The following is an 18,276-nucleotide window of genomic DNA, read 5'->3' as shown; positions in this document are numbered from 1 at the left end:
AATCTACTCCATCACCCGCGCGCGCATATCCGCATCGGGCACAAAACATTGCTCATACTTGCCGAAAATCCGGTAGCGGTTACGCGCGACGAGGCTGTAGACGCCGTCGCGCAACGGCTTCGGCACAGCAAACAGCGCACGCGTCCATCCCCAGCCGGGCAACGCGCCGAGCACCGTCAGCGCCGCGTCGGATTTGAAATATGCGACGCCGCCATGAACGACGGCGTTGGTATCGGGATCATCGGGATTGATGCCGAACGCCTGTGCCAGCCGCGTGCCGTAGCCGGACTGGATCGGCGTGAAGCGAAAGCGGCGTTCAGCGTCTCGCGTGGCGACGAAGCGGACCCAGCGCGAGCAGAAGATGCAGACGCCGTCGTAGAGGATCACGTCATCGTCCGGCCATCTGTTCATCGATTATCCAGCGTCAGTAAGGCGACGAACATCAGCACGATCGCCGGTCCCGTCTTGACCAGAGCGCCGAGCGGCTCGATCCAGAGATCCGGCGTCAGGATCGCAGCGCCCACCATGTAGCCCAGCGCGACGACGATGCCGGCGATCAGTCCGACCGCGGCGGTGCGGCGGAAAGCGATCAACACCCCGATGCTCATATCCATCAGGCTGGTAATCGCCGTCATCGGCGCGACCAGCCATTGCGGGAAACCGTGCGCCCGCAAAATATCGGCAGCGGCGGAAAACGAGATCACCAGCGAGATGAAGCCCGACACGATCCAGAACACCGCAAGGCTCGCGATCACGAGTGCCTTGACCAGGAACAACCGCGCGAACCATTTGTCCTGGATGGTGGCAGCATGCCCGCCCACCGCCTGCGCCAGCGTCTTCGGCACAATGCCGGTCGCCGCCATCCAACTCGCGGAATCGCCGGTGACGCCCCGGCGCAGTTCGGCAATCGCCGTGGAGCGCATCGGCGGCATCCAGCCCAGCCTGTTGGCGAGATCGCCAGATTTGGCGCCGAGATTGAGCAGGAAACCGGGAAGCGTGATCCGCGGCATGTGGGAAGTGCCGAACGACCAGCGGAATTGATCAATGACATTGCCAAGCGTGATCGGCTGCGGCTGCATCAGGTCCCAGGTCACGGCGTTTGCCGCGGGATCGCCGATGTCGCGTGTGGCGAGCCAGGCGATGGTCGCGGAAACATCCTCGACCGCCACCGGCTGGAACGGCGTCGCCGATTCGTCACCGGGCAATTGCAGCGGAAATGCCGCCAGCGCGCGCAGCAGCGCGCTGCCGCCATAGGCCGAAGGTGCCACGACAAATCCCGGACGCAGGATTGCGTAGGGAATACCGGACGCAGCAATCAGCCGCTCGGCCTCGCGCTTGGTGGTGCTGAAGGCGGTGCGGTCCTCATCGGCGGTGCCGGGAATGGAGATATGGACAAAACGCACCGCGCGGCCGCTGTCGCGGAGCGCCGCCAGCAGCCGCTCGACGAAATCGCGATGCACCGCGCGGGTGTCGCTGCCCGGCCCGTCTTGCAGTACGCCGAGGCAATTGACCACGACATCGATCTCACGTTCGCGGATCAACCGCGCCAGCGAGGCTGCGTCCATCGACATGATCGGAAGCTCAACGTCGGAAGCGCCGATCTTTTGTGACGGTTCGAAATGCCGCGCGACCCCGATCGCCTGAAAGCCCTGCAATCGCAGGTCGTCGGTGACGAACCGTCCGATCAGGCCGGAGGCGCCGAGGACGAGAATTTTGCGCGATGAAATTTCCGCGTTCATTTACCCCACCTAAACCGGCTTCGCGATCATCAGCCACAGGATCGCCATGACCGAACCAAAGCCTGGAATACCGAACAGGAACCAGCGCCGGAATAGCGCGAAATAGCGCGGCGGCAGCGCTGCATTCGCAGCCGCGGCGACGCGCGCCAGATCGCGCATCTCGATCTGCATGAAAATCACGGGCACCCAGAACAGCCCCGCCGCCGCATACAGCCCGAGCGAGGCCGAAATCCAGAGTTCGCCAAATCCCGTCGATGACAGCATCATCAAGAGACCGCCGGTGATGGGCTGCAGCAGCACCGCCGTCAGCGTGAACAGCATGTCGGCAATCACCACCGTCGACCCCGTGCGGGCGATGAAGGAAGCATCACCGCTGCGATGTGCCATCAGCATGAAGAACGCGATGCCGCTGCCGGTGCCGAGAATGACGATGGCGCCAAGCACATGCAGGTATTTGATCGCAAAATACAGCGTCATCGTTGCGTCATCGTTTTTTGGCCGGGTTTTGCGGACGCGGCTTCAAGGCGCGATCGAGCTCACTTGCCACGCTTGTTACACCACCTTCGGTTTCCGGCAGCCAGTGCCCCTCGCTGCCATAGGCCCCGAGCACGCGGAAATCGACCTTGCCGCCGGCGTTGCGAAACGCGTCCGCCAGTTGCCGCGACAGAACAGGCGAAAAATAGCTGTCATTGGCCGCCACCAGCCATGTGACGGGCACGCGCGCGGTTTTGCCGAATTCCCGTGCGGCGGCGATCAGCGTGTGCGGCGCGCAGACCCGACCCGGAAAATCATTGGCATGGCCGCCGCGGCCGGGCGCAAAGGCGATGATCGCGGCAACATCCTTCGGATCTTCACTGGCCAGCGCCAGCGCGCCCCAGCCGCCGGCCGAGTGCCCGATCACGATCATTCCATCTGACCGGATGAACGGTTGCTTGCGCACAAAGCCCATTGCCGCCGCGATCACGTCAGCGGTGGCGCGGCCTGACCTGGCGTAGTCAGCCTCGTCGCAGCCGCCCTGATCCTCGAGATATTTGCCGCCCGTGGCGCCATGGCCTGGCCGCTCCGGCACCAGCACGGCAAAGCCGCGCGCCACCAGCCACGCGGCGAGCGCGCGGTATTCGGGCTGCGGCATTTGCGCGCGACGCAACACGTTCTGGGTGGTAGCATGCGCAATCAGCGCGAGCGGAAACGGGCCGGCGCCCGGTGGACGAAACAACACCGCATGCGACGGGGGACCGAAGTCAGGCGACGGCACCAGCCATTGCTGCAGGCGATTAGGTTCGCCCTCGGTGCCTTGCGCGCCGAGGTTTTGCTGGGCCCCACCGGGCTTCACACCGAGCGCGGCAAGCACAACCACTGCGATTAACACTTTAGCCGGATGCATGAATTGGCCTGACGCAGCCGAAGGATGGGGAATCCGAATTCGACAACAGAATACCGGCGGCGAATCAAATCCAGCGCATTTTTCCGTGCCAGAATTCCTGGAGACGTTCCCGGATATCATTCTGAGCATGGTTTAGCCCGGCCGAGGATCAACGAAATGCCGGTAAAGTCAGCCTCTTGTCCTTTTTCGGTACAACCGGACCGGAAACTGATGCAGAAAATCCACAGGTTAACCGATAATTAACGATGGACCTTGAAGACAACGCGCTGACTTGCTTTGATTGGGGTCATGAGCACAACCCTGATCGAGGTTCGACCGGCCAAAGCTGCGGATGCAGCCGCGGTGGCGTCCACCCATGACGAAGCCTGGCGCTCGGCCTATCAGGGCATCATTCCCGGCGCCGAACTTGAAAAGCTGATCAACCGTCGCGGTCCGCAATGGTGGGACAGCGCGATCCGCAAGGGCAGCCGCGTCAGCGTGCTGGTGTTCGGCGACAAGGTCGCGGGCTATGCCAATTACGGCCGAAACCGCGCCCGCAGCCTGCATTTCGAAGGCGAAATCTACGAGCTCTATCTGCGTCCGGAATTCCAGGGTCTCGGCTTCGGCCGCCGCCTCTTCACCTCCGCCCGCCGCGATCTCTTGCAGAGCGGCCTCAAGAGCATGGTGATCTGGGCGCTGTCCGACAACGATCCCGCGACGGAGTTTTATCGCGCGCTCGGCGGCCGCATGGTCGCCCGCTCGTCGGAGAAGTTCGGGCCCAAATCGCTCGACAAGGTCGCCTTCGCCTGGACCAACTGAGCCAGCCTGAAACGCCCATTTTCGACCTGATCGTCATATCAGACGAAAGCGCGACTCGCGCCTTCAGTATGGCTTGACCTAGCCTCCCATCATTTCTAATAGCCGCCTGCATGCGATGGATACGCCGGGGATCCAGCGCGGAACACGCGCCTGGCGCATTTGCCAGGCATGACCATTCAGCCAGTCGAAACACGACTGCGCCAAGCAACCACGGAGCCCTCCATGCGCATTGACGCCATTTCAACCGGTAAGAACCCGCCGCATGACGTCAACGTCATCATCGAAGTGCCTGTCGGCGGCGAGCCGATCAAATATGAAATGGACAAGGAGGCCGGCACGCTGGTCGTCGACCGCTTCCTCTATACGGCGATGCGCTATCCCGGCAATTACGGCTTCATCCCGCATACGCTGTCGGGCGACGGCGATCCCTGCGACGTGCTGGTCGCCAATACCCGCGCGATCGTGCCGGGCGCCGTCATGAGCGTGCGGCCGGTCGGCGTGCTCTTGATGGAAGACGAGGCCGGCGGCGACGAGAAGATCATCGCGGTACCGACGTCGAAACTGACGCAGCGCTATGACAAGGTGAAGAACTACAACGACCTTCCCGACATCACGCTGCAGCAGATCCAGCACTTCTTCGAGCACTACAAGGATCTCGAACCCGGCAAATGGGTCAAGGTGCTGCGCTGGGGCGATGCCAACGACGCCCAAAGGCTGATCCTCGAAGGCATCGAACGGGCGCAGGGGAAGAAGTAGGCGGTTAGCGCCACGGGACCAATTCTTTGTGATAGATCGTCGTGCCCGGCCTTGTGCCGGGCATCCACGTCTTTAGTCACGCGCAGAAAGAAGGACGTGGATGGCCGGGACATAGGCGAGCGGAAGCGACGCCGTCCTTCAGACGGCTATGCCCGGCCATGACGGAGAGACCCATGCGCCGGCTGGTCAGAATTATCCGCAATCTCGCGCTGCTCCTGATCGCTGTTATCGTGATCCTCGCCGGCGTGCTGGCGTTCAACGTCGTCAGCCATGGTTCGCGGCAAATTCAGGTGGCGGCCATCCCGCGCGTGGCGGTTGACGCGCAGGCCGTTGCGGCGCGCCTCAGCGAGGCGATCCGCTTCCGCACCATTTCGAGCCACGAAAACCCCGACCAGCACGCCGAGGCCTTGCGCGGCATGCAGGCGCATATCGAGAAGAGCTTTCCGGCGTTCCACGCCGCGGCGAAGCGCGAGATCGTCGGCCAGTACAGCCTGCTCTACACTTGGGAAGGCTCCGACTCCAAAGCGCCGCCGATCGCGCTGCTCGCGCATCAGGACGTGGTGCCGGTGGCGCCTGGCACCGAGAAGGACTGGCAGCAACCGCCTTTTGACGGCGTCGTTGCCGATGGTTTCATCTGGGGCCGCGGCTCCTGGGATGACAAGGGCAACCTCTATTCGATGCTGGAGGCCGCCGAGACGATGACCAAGGGCGGCTTCCGGCCGAAGCGAACGGTCTACTTTGCCTTTGGCCATGACGAGGAAACTGCCGGCACCGCGGGTGCCAAGGCCATCGCGGCGTTGCTGGCCTCGCGCGGCGTCCGCCTCGATTTCGTCGTCGACGAGGGCCTCCTGATCACCGAAGGCATGATCAAGGGCCTCGACAAATCAGCGGCGCTGATCGGCGTTGCCGAAAAGGGCTACGCCACGCTGGTCCTGAACGCGCAGGCAACGCCCGGTCATTCCTCAATGCCGCCGCGCGACACCGCGATCGGCATGCTGAGCGCGGCGCTGGCGCGGCTCGAAGACCATCGCCTGCCGATGCATATCCGCGGCACGGTCGCCGAAATGTTCGACACGCTGGCGCCGGAGATGAACGGCTTCAACCGCGTGGTGCTGTCGAACCTGTGGCTGTTCAAGCCGCTGTTGCTCCGCGAGTTCGAGAAGAACGGCCCGAGCGAGGCGACAATCCGCACCACCACGGCGCTGACGATTTTCAATGCCGGCGACAAGGATAACGTGCTGCCCGGCAACGCCGAAGCCACCGTCAACTTCCGCATGATCCCAGGCGACACCCAGGCCAGTGTCACCGACCATGTGCGCAGCACGATCCGCAACGACCGCATTTCGATCAAACCGTTCCCCGGTAACACCGATCCGCCACCCGTGACGGGCACCGCGAGCCCATCGTTCCAGATGTTCAACCGTACCATCCGCGAGGTTTTTCCTGACGTCATCGTGGCGCCCGGACTGATGGTGGGCGCAACCGATTCGCGCCACTTTGCCGGGATCACCGACAAGATTTTCCGCTTCTCGCCGGTGCGCGCCAATTCCGACGATCTGAAGCGCTTCCACGGCACCAACGAACGCCTCAGCCTTGAGGGCTATGCCGACATGATCCGGTTTTATCGGCGGCTGATCGAGAACGCTGCGGGGTGAAACTTTCCTTCGTCATTGCGAGCGAGTCCAAGCAATCCAGCCCTCCATGCGGGGAAAGAATAGATTGCTTCGTCGCTGCGCTCCCGTGCGCAAACGCTTCGCGTTTGTCGCAGGCAATGACGAGGTGAGATTCGCGTGTGAGACCCTAAACAGCCGGCTTCGGCAACCCATGAATCGCACACGCCGCGCGCAGCGTGTTCACCAGCAGGCACGCCACCGTCATTTGCCCGACGCCGCCCGGCACCGGCGTGATCGCACCGGCGACGTTGAGCGCTTCGGCATAGGCGACGTCGCCGACCAGGCGCGTCTTGCCGTCGGCGGCCGGCAGGCGGTTGATGCCGACGTCGATCACGGTAGCGCCCGGCTTGATCCAGTCGCCGCGCACCATTTCCGGCTTGCCGACGGCCGCATAGACCAGATCGGCGCGGGCGCATAATTGCGCCAGATCGCGCGAGCGCGAATGTGCGATCGTCACCGTCGCGTTTTCATTGAGCAGCAACTGCACCAGGGGACGGCCGACCAGGTTGGAGCGGCCGATCACGATGGCGTTCATGCCCTCGAGCGAGGCATGCACGCTCTTGGTGAGAATAATGCAGCCGAGCGGCGTGCACGGCGACAGCGCGGCAAAGCCACCGGCGAGGCGCCCGGCATTGTTCGGATGCAGCCCGTCGACATCCTTGGCGGGATCGATCGCATTGATGACGGTCTCGGTATGCAGCGATTTCGGCAGCGGCAGTTGCACGAGAATGCCATGCACCGCGGGATCGCGATTGAGTTGCGCGATCAACGCCAGCAAGTCCGTCTGCGCGACGTCTTCGGGCAGCACGTGCTCGAACGACGCCATGCCGGCTTCCTGGGTCTGCTTGTGCTTGCTGCGGACATAGACCTGGCTCGCCGGGTCGCTGCCGACCAGCACCACCGCGAGCCCCGGAATTATCTGATGCGCGGCCTTGATCCGTGCGACCTCGCCGGCAACGCGGCCGCGGAGCTCTGCTGCAATGATCTTTCCATCGATGATGCGGGCGGTCATCTCAATCCTTCGTATCCGGTTTGACTGCGGTCAGCCTGCGCAAGGTATCGCCGAGCGATTTGGGATCGCCGTCGACGGCAACCTGCTTGAGACGCGATGTCACGCCCGACAGGATTTTCACCCTGGCCTTGGGCACGCCGAGCGCCTTTGCCATCAGTTCCATGACCGCGCGATTGGCCTCGCCGCCCTCGGCGATGGCGCGAACCCGCACCTTGACCACGGAACGCCCGTTGGCGAGCGTTTCAATCCCGTCGATGTCGTCGCGGCCGCCGCGCGGCGTGACCCGCAGCGCCACACTGATGCCCTCGGTGGAATAACGCCAAGGATCCATCAATTCGCGGCGCCCTCGATCAGATGACGTTGGGATAGATGTAGTAGGCGATCACCCGCTGGATGAACATGATGATCAGGATCAGGACAATCGGCGAGATGTCGAGCCCGCCCAGACTGGGCAGCATCCGGCGTATCGGCGCCAGCACCGGCTCGGTGATCCGGTAGAGGAATTCGGCCACCGCCGCGACGAACTGGTTGCGCGTATTCACGACATTGAAGGCTATCAGCCAGGACAGGATGGCGGAGGCGATCAAGAGCCAGATATAGAGGTCGAGGACGATGGAGATGATGTCGAGGACAGCGCGCATGATGGAGGGGGCTCGCAGGTGGGGTAACCTGCTAGATATCGGTTCATCCCCCCGCAAACAAGGGAAGTTCCCATCAAAAAGACCCCGGAATCGGCGCTTTAACCGTTCTTGACTTGACCTTGGGCCGGACTGTAAATGGCGCCGATTGTCGGTCGCCTGTTCTCAGTTTGGGCGGCCGCGACGGGGCCATAGCTCAGCTGGGAGAGCGCGTCGTTCGCAATGACGAGGTCGGCGGTTCGATCCCGCCTGGCTCCACCACGCTTCGCCCTTCGGGCTACGCGTGGCGCCCGGCATAGCCCGAAGGGCGACGACGGGCTGGTTCAACACACAGAGTACGTAGCGGGGTCTGCCGGAAAGTCCCGGATATCGCTTCGCTCATCCGGGCTACTCCCCCTCACTTCCCCGTAAACCTTGGCGGCCGCTTCTCCATGAAGCTCGCTACGCCCTCTTTGAAATCGCTGCCCTTGAGCGCGATCTGCATTTCCCGGTTGGCGTCGATGGTGGCCTCGGCGAGCGTCTGGAACGGCACGTCGTAGAGCTGGCGCTTGATCACCGAGATCGCGCTGGGCGAGACGAAATCGGCGAGGTCGCGGGCATAGGCGTTGGTTTGCTCGCGCAATTGATCCGGCGCATAGAGCCGGTTGACGAGGCCGATGCGCAGCGCTTCCTCGCTGGAAACGCGGCGCGAGGACATCAGCAGATCGAGCGCGTTGGCGTGGCCGACGATTCGCGGCAGCATCCAGCTGATGCCATGCTCGGCGATCAGCCCGCGGCGCGAGAACGCGGTCGTGAACACGGTGTTGTCGGCGGCAAAGCGCAGATCGCAATACAGCGCATGCACGAGGCCGATGCCGGCGGTGGCGCCGTTCAGCATGCCGATCACGGGTTTTGGAATCGCCGGGTAATAAGCGTAACGCGTCTGCCAGTCGGCACGCCGGTTCATGTCGAACGGCGTGTTCTCGCCGCGCCTGATTTCGTTGGGATCGATCCCCTTCAACCCTTCCATATCGGCGCCGGCGCAGAACGCGCGACCCGCGCCTGTCAGCACGATGACGCGCACATTGTCGTCGGCGGCCGCCGTTTCCATCGCATGGCGCACGTCGCGCTCCATGATCGCGGTCCACGCGTTCATGCGGTCCGGCCGGTTGAGCGTAATGGTCGCGACCTTCTCGCTGACCTCATAAAGAATATGCTGATAGTCCACGGCGATCTCCCTCTTGTTTTCTTTTATTGAGTTTCGCGCGCGAGCCTTTCGGCCACGCCTTGCGGACAGATTAGCACATCTGATGATTTTGAAAGGCGCGTGGAGGCGCGGGGAAATTCCGCGTGGCGGCTATTCGGCAGCTTCCGACATGATCGACATCGGCATGCGCTTGAGCCAGCCGGCGATGAATTGCTGCAGCCACTCGCGCTCAGCGACGTCGTGCACCGCGCGATCGGCGAAGTGCGAATGCGGCGCCCGCGCACCCGGCAAATCCATTGTCTCGCAGCGCGTGGTCCAGCGATGCATCATCGCGTAGGTCACGTCGGGGTGAAACTGGAAGCCGAAGGCATGGCCAGACTGGAACGCCTGCACCGGAAAGTCGTCGCCCTCCGCCAGCAATTCGGCGCCGACCGGCAGTTCGAACCCCTCGCGGTGCCAGTGGTAAACCTGATCCGGCCAGTTCGGGCAAACCGCGTGGCCGGCTTTCGTCGGGCGGATCGGGTAATAGCCGATCTGGGTACGGCCTTGCGGATGGGGTGCTACCGGCGCGCCCAATTGTTTGGCGAGCATCTGGGCGCCGAGGCAGACGCCGAGGAACGGCCGCTGCTCGCGCAGGGCAATTTCGATCCAGTCGATCTCCCGGCGCACATATTCGTCGCCGTCATTGGCGCTCATCGGGCCGCCGAAGATCACCGCGCCGGCATGCAGATCCAGCGTTTCCGGCAGGGGGTCGCCAAACCTCGGGCGGCGAATGTCGAGGGTATGCCCCAGCGCACGCAGCGCGTTGCCGACCCGGCCCGGCGTCGAGCTCTCCTGGTGCAGGACGATCAGGACCGGCAGCAGAGGTAGGGTTTCTTGGGTCGGTGCGGCAGCCAGCGCCCTTCGCCCCGGAAAGGGCAGGACGTTTTCGCCATTTTTTCGCGACCGGAACGACATCGATGCTCAGGGCCTCAAACCAAAACCATACCTAAGTGAGTCTTAATTTCAGGTGAGTTCATGCGGGGCCTGCAGATATTTGCAAATATCTGTAAGCAAATCGCGGGCCAGAGCGTCTGTGAGGCGTATCACGCCGCTTTTCAGCGCTTGCGCAGCTGGAAACGGCCGACCGCCGCCAGAATGAACGAGCGCGGGAAGAACCTGAGCAGGAACGGCACGATCTTGATGCCAAGACCGGGCAACACCGCGCGCTTGTTGGCCATCAGCCCGTCATAGGCCTGTCTGGCGACATCGGCGGGCAGGACGTTGAGGATCACCGAATCGAATCCGGGCGCAAAGCCGGCGCGGGCCTGGAACTCCGACGGCACCGGGCCCGGACACACCACGGTGACGCGGACGCCACGCGGCGCCAGTTCCGCCCGCATCGCTTCGGTGAACGACAATACATAGGCCTTCGACGCGTAATAGACCGCCATCCCCGGGCCGGGCAGAAAACCCGCGACCGAGCCCAGATTGAGCAGGCCGCCGCGATGGCGGATCAGCTGATCGGCAAACCGCAGTGACAGATCCGTCAGTGCACGGATGTTGACCGTGATCATGTCGAGCTGATCGGCGCGATCGCGCTGGATCGCTTTGCCGAACACGCCGAAGCCGGCATTGTTGACGACATATTCCACTTCGACGCCGGCCGCCGTCAGTGCGTCGGCAATCTGGTCGGTCGCCCCCGTTTGGGTGAGATCGCAGGGAATCACGATCGGCGCAGCACCGCCGGCCGCCGTGATTTCAGCCGCCAACGCCGTCAACCGGTCCGCGCGCCGCGCCACCAGCGCCACGCGATGGCCCCTGGAAGCAAACACGCGCGCCAGTTCGGTGCCGATGCCCGCCGATGCACCGGTAATCAGCGCCACACGCTCAGTCACGATCGAATGCTCTTAAAATGAATTACGGAAATGCCGCCCAACGGGAGAACGAGAGCATAGGCTTGTGGTGCGACGCAAGCCACCCCGCAAGCATATCGCCATGCAAAGGCACGCGTTTGCTGGATCGAAGTCCAGTATTTTCAGGGTCTATCGCGCGTCGGGATCGCGGGCCGCGCTCCACATTAAAGTTTCGTCATCTGCGGCTAGGCACAGCGCTTACGTCGTCGCGTCGGCCGCCTTCGTCGCGCCCGCGAGGGGCTTGCCTTGAGACTTGCCTTCGGAATTTCCTTGCCGCTCCGCGACACGGTGCTTGAGATCGATACGGTCGCGCGACGAGACGCCCAGGAGATCTGCGGCGCGCCAGAGCACGTTATCCTCGAACTCGGTGACGTCACCGTCGGCATAGACCATTTCCCACATCATCTCGACGATGCGGAGCCTGCCCTCCTCATTCACGCTGCGCATGATGACGCTGGTGAAATGATAGAGATCGACCGCGTCGCCTTCGACCCGCGTCGCCGAGGCAATCAATCGGTCCGCGGTGCCGGGATCGAGCTCAAAGCGGCTTTCGATCAGGCTGTGCAATTTGCGCTTCTCCAGCGCCGTCGGCTCGCCGTCGAGCGAGACGACGTGAACCAGCAGCGCCGTCGCCGCCAGAAGATACCCGGTATCGTCGAACGCCCGATCCTGATTCGCATCGGGGGAGACAATGTCGGCGATGAATTGGCGAAGTCCGTCGAGCATCGACACCTCTATGGAACGAAGATTGATAGCGGTTATATGGCGTGGAAAATCAGGCCGCGCAATGCGCGGGGGCTGCTGGAGAAGCATTACGTTTACGCAATCTGGATCACGTCGTCATTCCGGGATGGCGCGTTAGCACCAGACCCGGAATCTCGAGATTCCGGGTTCGATGCTTCGCATCGCCCCGGAATGACGGACCCATCTCTACGGTATTTCGTACACCACGATCTTGTCGGCGATGCCGCGCAGCGCCGCCTGTTTCTGGATCGGCTTGATCGCTTCTCTCTCGAGGATGCCAGCAACCGCAGGCGACTCGATCACCGGACCGGTGATGTGCATTTCCTGCGAGGTCGACAGGCTCTGCACACGCGCGGCGATATTCACGGTCTGGCCGAAATAGTCCTGGCGGTCGTTGAGCATGACCGCAAGACACGGGCCTTCGTGAATGCCGATCTTGACGACGAGGTCCTCGGTGCCGCGCGCAGCATTGAGGGCGTCCATCGCGGAGCGCATGCGCAAGCCTGCAACGATCGCGTGTTCAGGTTTGATGAACGTCGCCATCACGGCATCGCCAATCGTTTTGACGACGGCGCCCTTTTCCGACGAGATGATTTCCAGCAGCGCGTGGAAATGTGCGCGCACCAGATCGAACGCGGCGAGATCGCCGACCCGCTCGTACAAGGCGGTCGATCCTTTCAGATCGGTGAACAGGAAGGTCAGCGACGTGATCTTGAGGCGTTGATCGACGCTGAGATTGTCGGCCTTGAACACGTCGCGGAAGGTCTGGTTCGACAGCATCCGCTTGGCCGTGAGAAACGGTTTCCGCTTGCCGATCAGGTGATGCATCACATCACCCGCGATAAAGACCGTAGGCAACGTCCGCACATCGGCCTGATTGTCGAGCGACAATCGCAGCGGTCCTGGACGCAGGGTCCTGGTTCCGCCCGTCGGCGTCGCGGTCTTGTTGTAGACCAGCGACAGCTGCTGGCGTTCCTTGGTCGGCTCGCCCTGAACGTCGATGAACTCCGCCGAATGCGTCACCGGTTCGAACACGATGATGAATTCTTTCGGCAATTGCAGGGACAGCACCGCCTTCTCGCCCGCCGGCAGTTCGAGCGTATCCAGCGTCACTTCGTCGGCCAGCGTCGCGATATCAGCCGCGTCGAAATCGATGCCCGAACTCCAGAACATCTGTTTGTAGTATTCCCAGACCGGCAGCGTATTGGGATCATGCGCGGCGATACGCCTGACCCGCGGGCTGACGGTAAAGGCCACCTCGACCTGCTCGTCGACCGAGGCCTCGTAACCGCAGGCGCAAAGGCCGCAATGGTAGTCGTCCGGACTGAGCGATTTCAGCGTGCTGTGGGCGCCGAGCACACCGCCGCAACCGGGGCACAACACGTTCCAGGTCAGGTCGAACAATCCAAGCCGCGACGCGTGCAGAAAGCCCGAAATCACCCGCTCTTCGTCCAGCCCGCTGCGTTTCGCAAAATCCAGCACGTTGATGCGGTTGAGCTCATGGTCCTGGCCGTTCTCGACCGCAAGCCGGATCGCATCGGCCACCGCGGGATCGGCGGTCTGATTGAGCATGGAAAATTGCGCTTTTACGTCACTCATGATCGCAGCCTAGAGCAGTTTGAGCGGGCCTCCAAGCCAGGCAATGCGCCATGCGCATTACCGCGGCTCGATGGCAAACAGCGGTGAGCGGTCCGGCTGGGTCGTCACCACGCCGACCGGCATCACCGGCGCCTTGTCGACCATGCTGATACGGAACGCGCCGATCATCTTGGCCAGCGCCAGCACCGCCTCCACCAGCGCGAAATGCGCGCCGATGCAGACGCGCGCGCCGACGCCGAACGGCAGATAGGCGAAGCGATCGGGCGGCGTCCCCGTCATGAAGCGCGAGGGCACGAACGCGTTCGGATCACGCCAGAGCTTTTCGTGCCGGTGCAGCAGCCACGGCGCGATCAGCACGACGTCGTTTTTCTTCACCGGCATGCCGCCGATCGTATCCGGCCCGGCCGCCGCGCGTATGATCAGGAAAGCGGGCGGGTAAAGCCGCATGGTCTCGTCGACCACCGCGCGGGTGAATTTCAACCGCTCGATGTCAACCGCCCCGTTTACGGTGGCGAGCTCGCCATTGACGCTCGCGCCCTGCACCTCGGCCGCAACCTGTTCCTGGGTCGTGGGGTCGAGTGCCAGAAGATAGAGCGACCAGAACAGCGCGGTGGCAGTCGTCTCGTGGCCTGCGAGAATCATGGTCGCGACTTCATCGCCGAGTTGTTCGTCGGTGAAGGCATCGCCGGTTTCGGGATCGCGCGCCGCGCCCATCAGGTCGAACAGATCGCGCGGCGGGGCGCCTTCAGTCTTGCCGGCGGCGCGGCGCTCTTCCATCAGCATGCCGACAAAGGCCGTCCAGCGCTTGCGGAAGCGGGCGCGCGCGAAATCCTGCGGGCTTGGCCAGCGCGGCGGCAGCAGCATGTCGAGAAAATGCGGCGACGCCAGCCGCTCGCCATACTCCGTCACGAAATTGCGCAAGGCGGCGCCATGGCGGTCCATACCGAACGAAAACATCGTGCGTCCGGCAATCTCCAGCGTCATCCGCTGCATCGCTTCGCGCAAATCGACCGGCGCATTGCTGGCGGCCCTGAGCTTGGCGATGGTCTGGTCGGTAGCGGCCAGCATGTGCGGAACCAGCGTCGTCACCGCGCGCGGCGTGAAGGCCGGCGACAGCGTTCGGCGCTGATGTTTCCAGGCGCGTCCCTCGGCGGTCAACAATCCGTCGCCGACCAGCGGCCGTAGCACCCGGAAGCTGGCCGGCGTGCGCGTATAATTCTCGTAATTGTCGACCAGGACATGCCGGATGGCGTCCGGCGTGTTGAGAATGAAGGTGCTGCGCCGGAAAAAACGGCCGCGGACGATGTCCTCTTCATAGGCCCGCTGGCCCCAGCTGCCGATCACGTTCTCGCGGATCGCCTTGATCCGCCGCAGCATCGTCATGTCGTCAGGCGCACGCGGCGGGCTCGGTGGCACCAGCGGCTGCGCGACCGGCATATCGTAGGCTTCGGCAATGCTCATGGGCGCCACTTTCGTAGCCCGGATGAGCGAAGCGATATCCGGGATGGTGCCAAAGCCCCGCATATCGCTGCGCTCATGCGGGCCAAAATCTATCCAATATCTATCTATGTCTCCGATCCCGGCATGACAAAGGCGTCGGCACCGGGAATGGTCGAGAAACAGCTAATAAGTCAGCTCAGCTACCGCAATCCGGTTTTCCGCTGCCGGCCAGGCCCGCGCCACGATTCGCTCCTGGTTGAACAGCGCCACCACGGCGCGGCCCGCCTCCTCGGCCGGAAGCCGCAAGGTGGTGACCGAATCGGTCGGCACGCCCGGTTTCACGTCCTTGGGCTCCTTGCCGTCGAACAGCACCACGTCGCGCGGCAGACCGAAATAGCCCCGCGGCCGCGACATCAGCACGACAGCGCCGGCCCCGGAATCGGCAGACCCGAGCGGCCGGGCGGCCCGCAAATGCAGGATGTCGGAGGAGCGCGGGAATGGCGAACGGTAAAAATGCGTCGTGGTCGCGTGCGGCGAGGTCAGCACGATTTCGAGGTACCAGCTGGGATCGACCTGCGCCGGACCCCAGCGGCCATCGGCGCCGGTCTGCGAAGAATGAATCGGCCCGCCATTGCGTTCGCCGGTCTCGGCGGAGACGCGATAGACGTCGACCGTTGCGCCGGAAACCGGACGGTTGGTCTGAACGCCGGTCGGCGTGCCCGTCACCAGCCCGCTCAGCCTGACCTGCGCTTCCGGCACGATATCGAGACGCGACGGTTCGCGGCCGGCAATGAATTTGTAGATCTCGCGGAACGCGCGCGGATGGTACGCGGTCTCGCGATGATCGATTGCCCCAAGCGCCAGATTGGTTGCTCCCTTCAGCGCCGGACCTTCTGCGGTCACGCCGGTTGGCGTGCCCGGCTTGCCGACGAAGCGGCCGTCGGCTTGCGCGAATTTGTCGATGCCATCGCTGCGCAGCGTCAGAAATGCCGTGCCCGCCGTAACCTCGTTTTCGCCCTCGTTGAGGCCGCGCAGAAAAGGCCCGCGGCCGTTGAACTCGCCGCCGAGGCCGTCGTCCCAGTCATAGACGCCGTGGTTGGGAACGCCGCACAGCACGGCATGGCCGACATCGCCGCCGCCGCCGTTCTTGACGTAGTTGCGTATCGAATTGCCGCCGCGCGAATTGCCGACCAGCGCGACGCGCGGCGCACCGGTGCGGCGCTTCAGTTCCTTGATCGCTTCCGCGAGTTCGCGGCGCTGGTCTTCGGTCGACGAACGGTTCGGCTGCTCCATCTTGTCGTCGCTGCGCGCCAGGGGATCGGTGAAGTTGATCGCGAACATCCGATCGTGCGGCACGCCGTTCGACTCCATCCGCCACAGCGTGGTGATCCAGAGAGCGGCATGATCGCCATTGCCGTGCACGAACAGGATCGGCGGAATCTCGGCGGCCGCAGGCACAGCCTGTGCCAACGCCCCGAATCCGAAGGGGCCGCCCAGCAAAGATAGCGCGCCGGCGCTTTTCAGGATCGATCGCCGCGATAGACTCATTATGTGACCTTCCGTTACTTTTCAGTACTTTAGCTGTGTCCTAGCACCACCGAGAGCGGTGTAACTACTGGACAGGGCGGGGTTTTCGCAGGCATCACTTTAAAATCAAATGGAATCAAACCAGTGACAGGGGACAGGCGGAACGGACCATGACCGACCAGCCGAAGCGCTCGCGTTTTGCCGCCGACAGCATCGCAGCGCCGCTACGGCACGCGGTGTTCCGCCGGATATGGCTCGCCAGCCTGGTGTCCAATCTCGGCCTGTTGATCCAGGGCGTCGGCGCGGCCTGGGCGATGACGCAGATGACGTCCTCGGCCGACAAGGTCGCATTGGTGCAAACCGCGCTGATGCTCCCCATCATGCTGATCTCGATGCCGGCCGGCGCCATCGCCGACATGCACGACCGGCGCGTCGTGGCGCTGGTCTCGCTGTCGATCGCACTGGTCGGCGCCACCGCGCTGACCGTGCTGGCGTGGCTTGACCTCGTCACCCCGAATGTGCTGCTGGCGCTGTGCTTCATCGTCGGCTGCGGCATGGCGTTGTTCGGGCCGGCCTGGCAGGCCTCGGTCAGCGAGCAGGTGCCGGCGGAAACATTGCCGCAGGCCGTCGCGCTCAACGGCATCAGCTATAACATCGCGCGAAGCTTTGGACCGGCGGTCGGCGGCATCGTGGTCGCGACCGCGGGTGCGGTCGCGGCGTTCGCGGTCAACGCGGTGCTCTATCTGCCGCTGATGGTCGTGCTGTTTCTGTGGAACCGCACCCATGAGCCGTCGCGCCTGCCGCGCGAGCGTCTCAACCGCGCGATGGTCTCCGGCGTGCGCTATATCGCCAACTCGCCGTCGATCCGCATCGTGCTGATACGAACATTGGTCACCGGACTGATCGGCGGTTCGGTCTCTGCGCTGATGCCGCTGGTGGCGCGCGATCTGCTGCATGGCGGCGCGCAAACCTACGGCATCATGTTGGGCGCCTTCGGCATGGGCGCCGTTATCGGGGCGCTCAACATCACGGAAGTGCGCAAGCGGCTAAGCGGCGAAGCCGCGGTGCGCGCCTGCGCGATATCGATGGCCGGCGCGATTGCCGCCGTCGCATTCAGCAAGAACGCGGCGCTGACCGCAGCGGCCCTCGTACTCGCCGGCGGCGTGTGGATGCTGGCGGTCGCCCTGTTCAACATCGGCGTGCAGCTCTCGGCGCCGCGCTGGGTCGCGGGCCGCTCGCTGGCGGCCTTCCAGGCCGCGATCGCCGGCGGCATCGCGGTCGGGAGCTGGGGCTGGGGCCATCTTACGGACTACGCCGGCGTCGAGGCCGCATTGCTGGTCTCCGCAGGCCTGATGCTGGTTTCGCCTGTTCTCGGCATTTGGCTGCGCATGCCGCCGGTCGGCGCGCGCAACGAGGCTGCCACCGAAGTGCTGGCCGATCCCGAAGTGCGGCTGTCGCTGACCGGACGCAGCGGACCGCTGGTGGTCGAGATCGAATATCGCGTGGCACAGGACAACGCCCGGCTGTTCCACAATGTGATGCAGGAAGTGCAGCTGAGCCGCCAGCGCAACGGCGCCTATGGCTGGTCGATCGCGCGCGACATCGCCGATCCCGAATTGTGGACCGAACGCTATCATTGCCCGACCTGGCTGGATTATCTGCGCCAGCGCAACCGCGCGACGCAATCCGAACGCGCGTTGCATCAGCGCGCGATCGACTTCCACCTCGGACCCGAGCCGATCCGCGTGCGCCGCATGCTGGAGCGGCCGTTCGGATCGGTGCGCTGGAAGGAAGATACGCCCGATCGCGCGGCTAACGAGGTGTTGCCGGTCGCGACCGTGGCGGGGAGCAGTACGTAAATCCAATCACGTCATTCCGGGGCGAT

At 63.7% G+C, this 18,276-nt stretch carries 18 protein-coding genes and 1 tRNA gene; 5 read left to right on the top strand and 14 right to left on the bottom strand.

The window, feature by feature from the left end:
• Positions 1-3 precede the first annotated feature (3 nt).
• From JQ597_RS27650 to JQ597_RS27635, 4 genes are read right to left on the bottom strand one after another with little or no spacing between them, the layout of a single operon-like run.
• Complete coding sequence (locus JQ597_RS27650; protein WP_212268654.1) at positions 4-411, bottom strand: thiol-disulfide oxidoreductase DCC family protein; 408 nt, start codon at positions 409-411, stop codon at positions 4-6.
• Positions 408-1,739 (bottom strand): SDR family oxidoreductase, encoded by a 1,332-nt coding sequence (locus JQ597_RS27645; RefSeq protein ID WP_212268653.1) that lies wholly within the window; start codon positions 1,737-1,739, stop codon positions 408-410. The genes JQ597_RS27650 and JQ597_RS27645 overlap by 4 nt, the downstream gene beginning before the upstream one ends.
• Before the next feature lie 9 nt (positions 1,740-1,748).
• Positions 1,749-2,216, bottom strand: coding sequence for a DUF2269 family protein (locus tag JQ597_RS27640; RefSeq protein ID WP_212268652.1), 468 nt, complete (start codon positions 2,214-2,216; stop codon positions 1,749-1,751).
• A 7-nt stretch (positions 2,217-2,223) separates the two neighbouring features.
• The gene (locus JQ597_RS27635; RefSeq protein ID WP_212268651.1) at positions 2,224-3,123 is read right to left on the bottom strand and encodes an alpha/beta hydrolase family protein; all 900 of its coding nucleotides are present in this window, start codon (positions 3,121-3,123) and stop codon (positions 2,224-2,226) included.
• 288 nt (positions 3,124-3,411) lie between these two features.
• Between JQ597_RS27635 and JQ597_RS27630 the strand changes: the two genes are divergently transcribed.
• From JQ597_RS27630 to JQ597_RS27620, 3 genes are all read left to right on the top strand, one after another.
• Positions 3,412-3,921, top strand: coding sequence for a GNAT family N-acetyltransferase (locus JQ597_RS27630; protein ID WP_192739389.1), 510 nt, complete (start codon positions 3,412-3,414; stop codon positions 3,919-3,921).
• 222 nt (positions 3,922-4,143) lie between these two features.
• The gene (gene ppa / locus JQ597_RS27625) at positions 4,144-4,677 is read left to right on the top strand and encodes an inorganic diphosphatase (protein ID WP_212268650.1); all 534 of its coding nucleotides are present in this window, start codon (positions 4,144-4,146) and stop codon (positions 4,675-4,677) included.
• A gap of 173 nt (positions 4,678-4,850) precedes the next feature.
• Entirely contained in the window at positions 4,851-6,332 is a 1,482-nt protein-coding gene (locus JQ597_RS27620) for a M20 family peptidase (RefSeq protein WP_212268649.1), read from the top strand.
• Between the two features lie 145 nt (positions 6,333-6,477).
• Here JQ597_RS27620 and folD read toward each other — a convergent pair whose 3' ends face one another.
• The 3 genes from folD to JQ597_RS27605 are packed head-to-tail and all read right to left on the bottom strand — an operon-like array spanning position 6,478 to position 8,003.
• Entirely contained in the window at positions 6,478-7,362 is an 885-nt protein-coding gene (gene folD / locus JQ597_RS27615; protein ID WP_212268648.1) for a bifunctional methylenetetrahydrofolate dehydrogenase/methenyltetrahydrofolate cyclohydrolase FolD, read from the bottom strand.
• 1 nt (position 7,363) lies between these two features.
• Positions 7,364-7,693 carry a DUF167 domain-containing protein gene (locus tag JQ597_RS27610; protein WP_212268647.1) on the bottom strand — a complete coding sequence of 110 codons (330 nt, stop codon included), beginning with the start codon at positions 7,691-7,693 and terminating at the stop codon, positions 7,364-7,366.
• Between the two features lie 19 nt (positions 7,694-7,712).
• Entirely contained in the window at positions 7,713-8,003 is a 291-nt protein-coding gene (locus tag JQ597_RS27605; RefSeq protein ID WP_212268646.1) for a YggT family protein, read from the bottom strand.
• A gap of 182 nt (positions 8,004-8,185) precedes the next feature.
• On the opposite strand from JQ597_RS27605, the gene JQ597_RS27600 reads away from it, so the two are divergent.
• Positions 8,186-8,261: transfer RNA gene (locus tag JQ597_RS27600), tRNA-Ala, on the top strand.
• 136 nt (positions 8,262-8,397) lie between these two features.
• On the opposite strand, the gene JQ597_RS27595 is transcribed toward JQ597_RS27600, so the two are convergent.
• From JQ597_RS27595 to JQ597_RS27565, 7 genes are all read right to left on the bottom strand, one after another.
• Positions 8,398-9,207, bottom strand: coding sequence for an enoyl-CoA hydratase (locus tag JQ597_RS27595; protein ID WP_212268645.1), 810 nt, complete (start codon positions 9,205-9,207; stop codon positions 8,398-8,400).
• A 129-nt stretch (positions 9,208-9,336) separates the two neighbouring features.
• Complete coding sequence (locus JQ597_RS27590) at positions 9,337-10,143, bottom strand: glutamine amidotransferase (RefSeq protein WP_212268644.1); 807 nt, start codon at positions 10,141-10,143, stop codon at positions 9,337-9,339.
• Between the two features lie 140 nt (positions 10,144-10,283).
• Positions 10,284-11,063, bottom strand: a complete 780-nt coding sequence (locus JQ597_RS27585; RefSeq protein WP_212268643.1) for an SDR family NAD(P)-dependent oxidoreductase — start codon at positions 11,061-11,063, stop codon at positions 10,284-10,286.
• Positions 11,064-11,279: 216 nt separating this feature from the next.
• Positions 11,280-11,807 (bottom strand): tellurite resistance TerB family protein, encoded by a 528-nt coding sequence (locus JQ597_RS27580; RefSeq protein WP_212268642.1) that lies wholly within the window; start codon positions 11,805-11,807, stop codon positions 11,280-11,282.
• Between the two features lie 204 nt (positions 11,808-12,011).
• The gene (locus tag JQ597_RS27575) at positions 12,012-13,424 is read right to left on the bottom strand and encodes an adenylate/guanylate cyclase domain-containing protein (RefSeq protein WP_212268641.1); all 1,413 of its coding nucleotides are present in this window, start codon (positions 13,422-13,424) and stop codon (positions 12,012-12,014) included.
• Between the two features lie 57 nt (positions 13,425-13,481).
• Positions 13,482-14,885, bottom strand: a complete 1,404-nt coding sequence (locus tag JQ597_RS27570; RefSeq protein WP_212268639.1) for a cytochrome P450 — start codon at positions 14,883-14,885, stop codon at positions 13,482-13,484.
• Positions 14,886-15,047: 162 nt separating this feature from the next.
• Positions 15,048-16,412: a hydrolase gene (locus JQ597_RS27565; protein WP_212268637.1), complete on the bottom strand. Its 1,365-nt coding sequence runs from the start codon at positions 16,410-16,412 to the stop codon at positions 15,048-15,050.
• A gap of 149 nt (positions 16,413-16,561) precedes the next feature.
• Between JQ597_RS27565 and JQ597_RS27560 the strand changes: the two genes are divergently transcribed.
• Positions 16,562-18,250: an MFS transporter gene (locus JQ597_RS27560; RefSeq protein ID WP_212268635.1), complete on the top strand. Its 1,689-nt coding sequence runs from the start codon at positions 16,562-16,564 to the stop codon at positions 18,248-18,250.
• Positions 18,251-18,276: the final 26 nt, after the last annotated feature.

Origin of the sequence: Bradyrhizobium sp. AUGA SZCCT0177, from assembly GCF_018130125.1 — a bacterium.
Lineage (GTDB): Bacteria > Pseudomonadota > Alphaproteobacteria > Rhizobiales > Xanthobacteraceae > Bradyrhizobium.
The sequence above is the reverse complement of the archived record's forward strand: the minus strand, read 5'-3'. Positions and strand labels throughout refer to the sequence as shown.

Coding starts and splice junctions, on each gene's coding strand:
- ppa (WP_212268650.1), top strand. CDS start 4,144: ATGCGCATTGACGCCATTTCAACCGGTAAGAACCCGCCGCATGACGTC.
- JQ597_RS27645 (WP_212268653.1), bottom strand. CDS start 1,739: ATGAACGCGGAAATTTCATCGCGCAAAATTCTCGTCCTCGGCGCCTCC.
- JQ597_RS27565 (WP_212268637.1), bottom strand. CDS start 16,412: ATGAGTCTATCGCGGCGATCGATCCTGAAAAGCGCCGGCGCGCTATCT.
- JQ597_RS27620 (WP_212268649.1), top strand. CDS start 4,851: ATGCGCCGGCTGGTCAGAATTATCCGCAATCTCGCGCTGCTCCTGATC.
- JQ597_RS27605 (WP_212268646.1), bottom strand. CDS start 8,003: ATGCGCGCTGTCCTCGACATCATCTCCATCGTCCTCGACCTCTATATC.
- JQ597_RS27640 (WP_212268652.1), bottom strand. CDS start 2,216: ATGACGCTGTATTTTGCGATCAAATACCTGCATGTGCTTGGCGCCATC.
- JQ597_RS27560 (WP_212268635.1), top strand. CDS start 16,562: ATGACCGACCAGCCGAAGCGCTCGCGTTTTGCCGCCGACAGCATCGCA.
- JQ597_RS27630 (WP_192739389.1), top strand. CDS start 3,412: ATGAGCACAACCCTGATCGAGGTTCGACCGGCCAAAGCTGCGGATGCA.
- JQ597_RS27635 (WP_212268651.1), bottom strand. CDS start 3,123: ATGCATCCGGCTAAAGTGTTAATCGCAGTGGTTGTGCTTGCCGCGCTC.
- JQ597_RS27570 (WP_212268639.1), bottom strand. CDS start 14,885: ATGAGCATTGCCGAAGCCTACGATATGCCGGTCGCGCAGCCGCTGGTG.
- JQ597_RS27590 (WP_212268644.1), bottom strand. CDS start 10,143: ATGTCGTTCCGGTCGCGAAAAAATGGCGAAAACGTCCTGCCCTTTCCG.
- JQ597_RS27650 (WP_212268654.1), bottom strand. CDS start 411: ATGAACAGATGGCCGGACGATGACGTGATCCTCTACGACGGCGTCTGC.
- JQ597_RS27610 (WP_212268647.1), bottom strand. CDS start 7,693: ATGGATCCTTGGCGTTATTCCACCGAGGGCATCAGTGTGGCGCTGCGG.
- folD (WP_212268648.1), bottom strand. CDS start 7,362: ATGACCGCCCGCATCATCGATGGAAAGATCATTGCAGCAGAGCTCCGC.
- JQ597_RS27580 (WP_212268642.1), bottom strand. CDS start 11,807: ATGCTCGACGGACTTCGCCAATTCATCGCCGACATTGTCTCCCCCGAT.
- JQ597_RS27575 (WP_212268641.1), bottom strand. CDS start 13,424: ATGAGTGACGTAAAAGCGCAATTTTCCATGCTCAATCAGACCGCCGAT.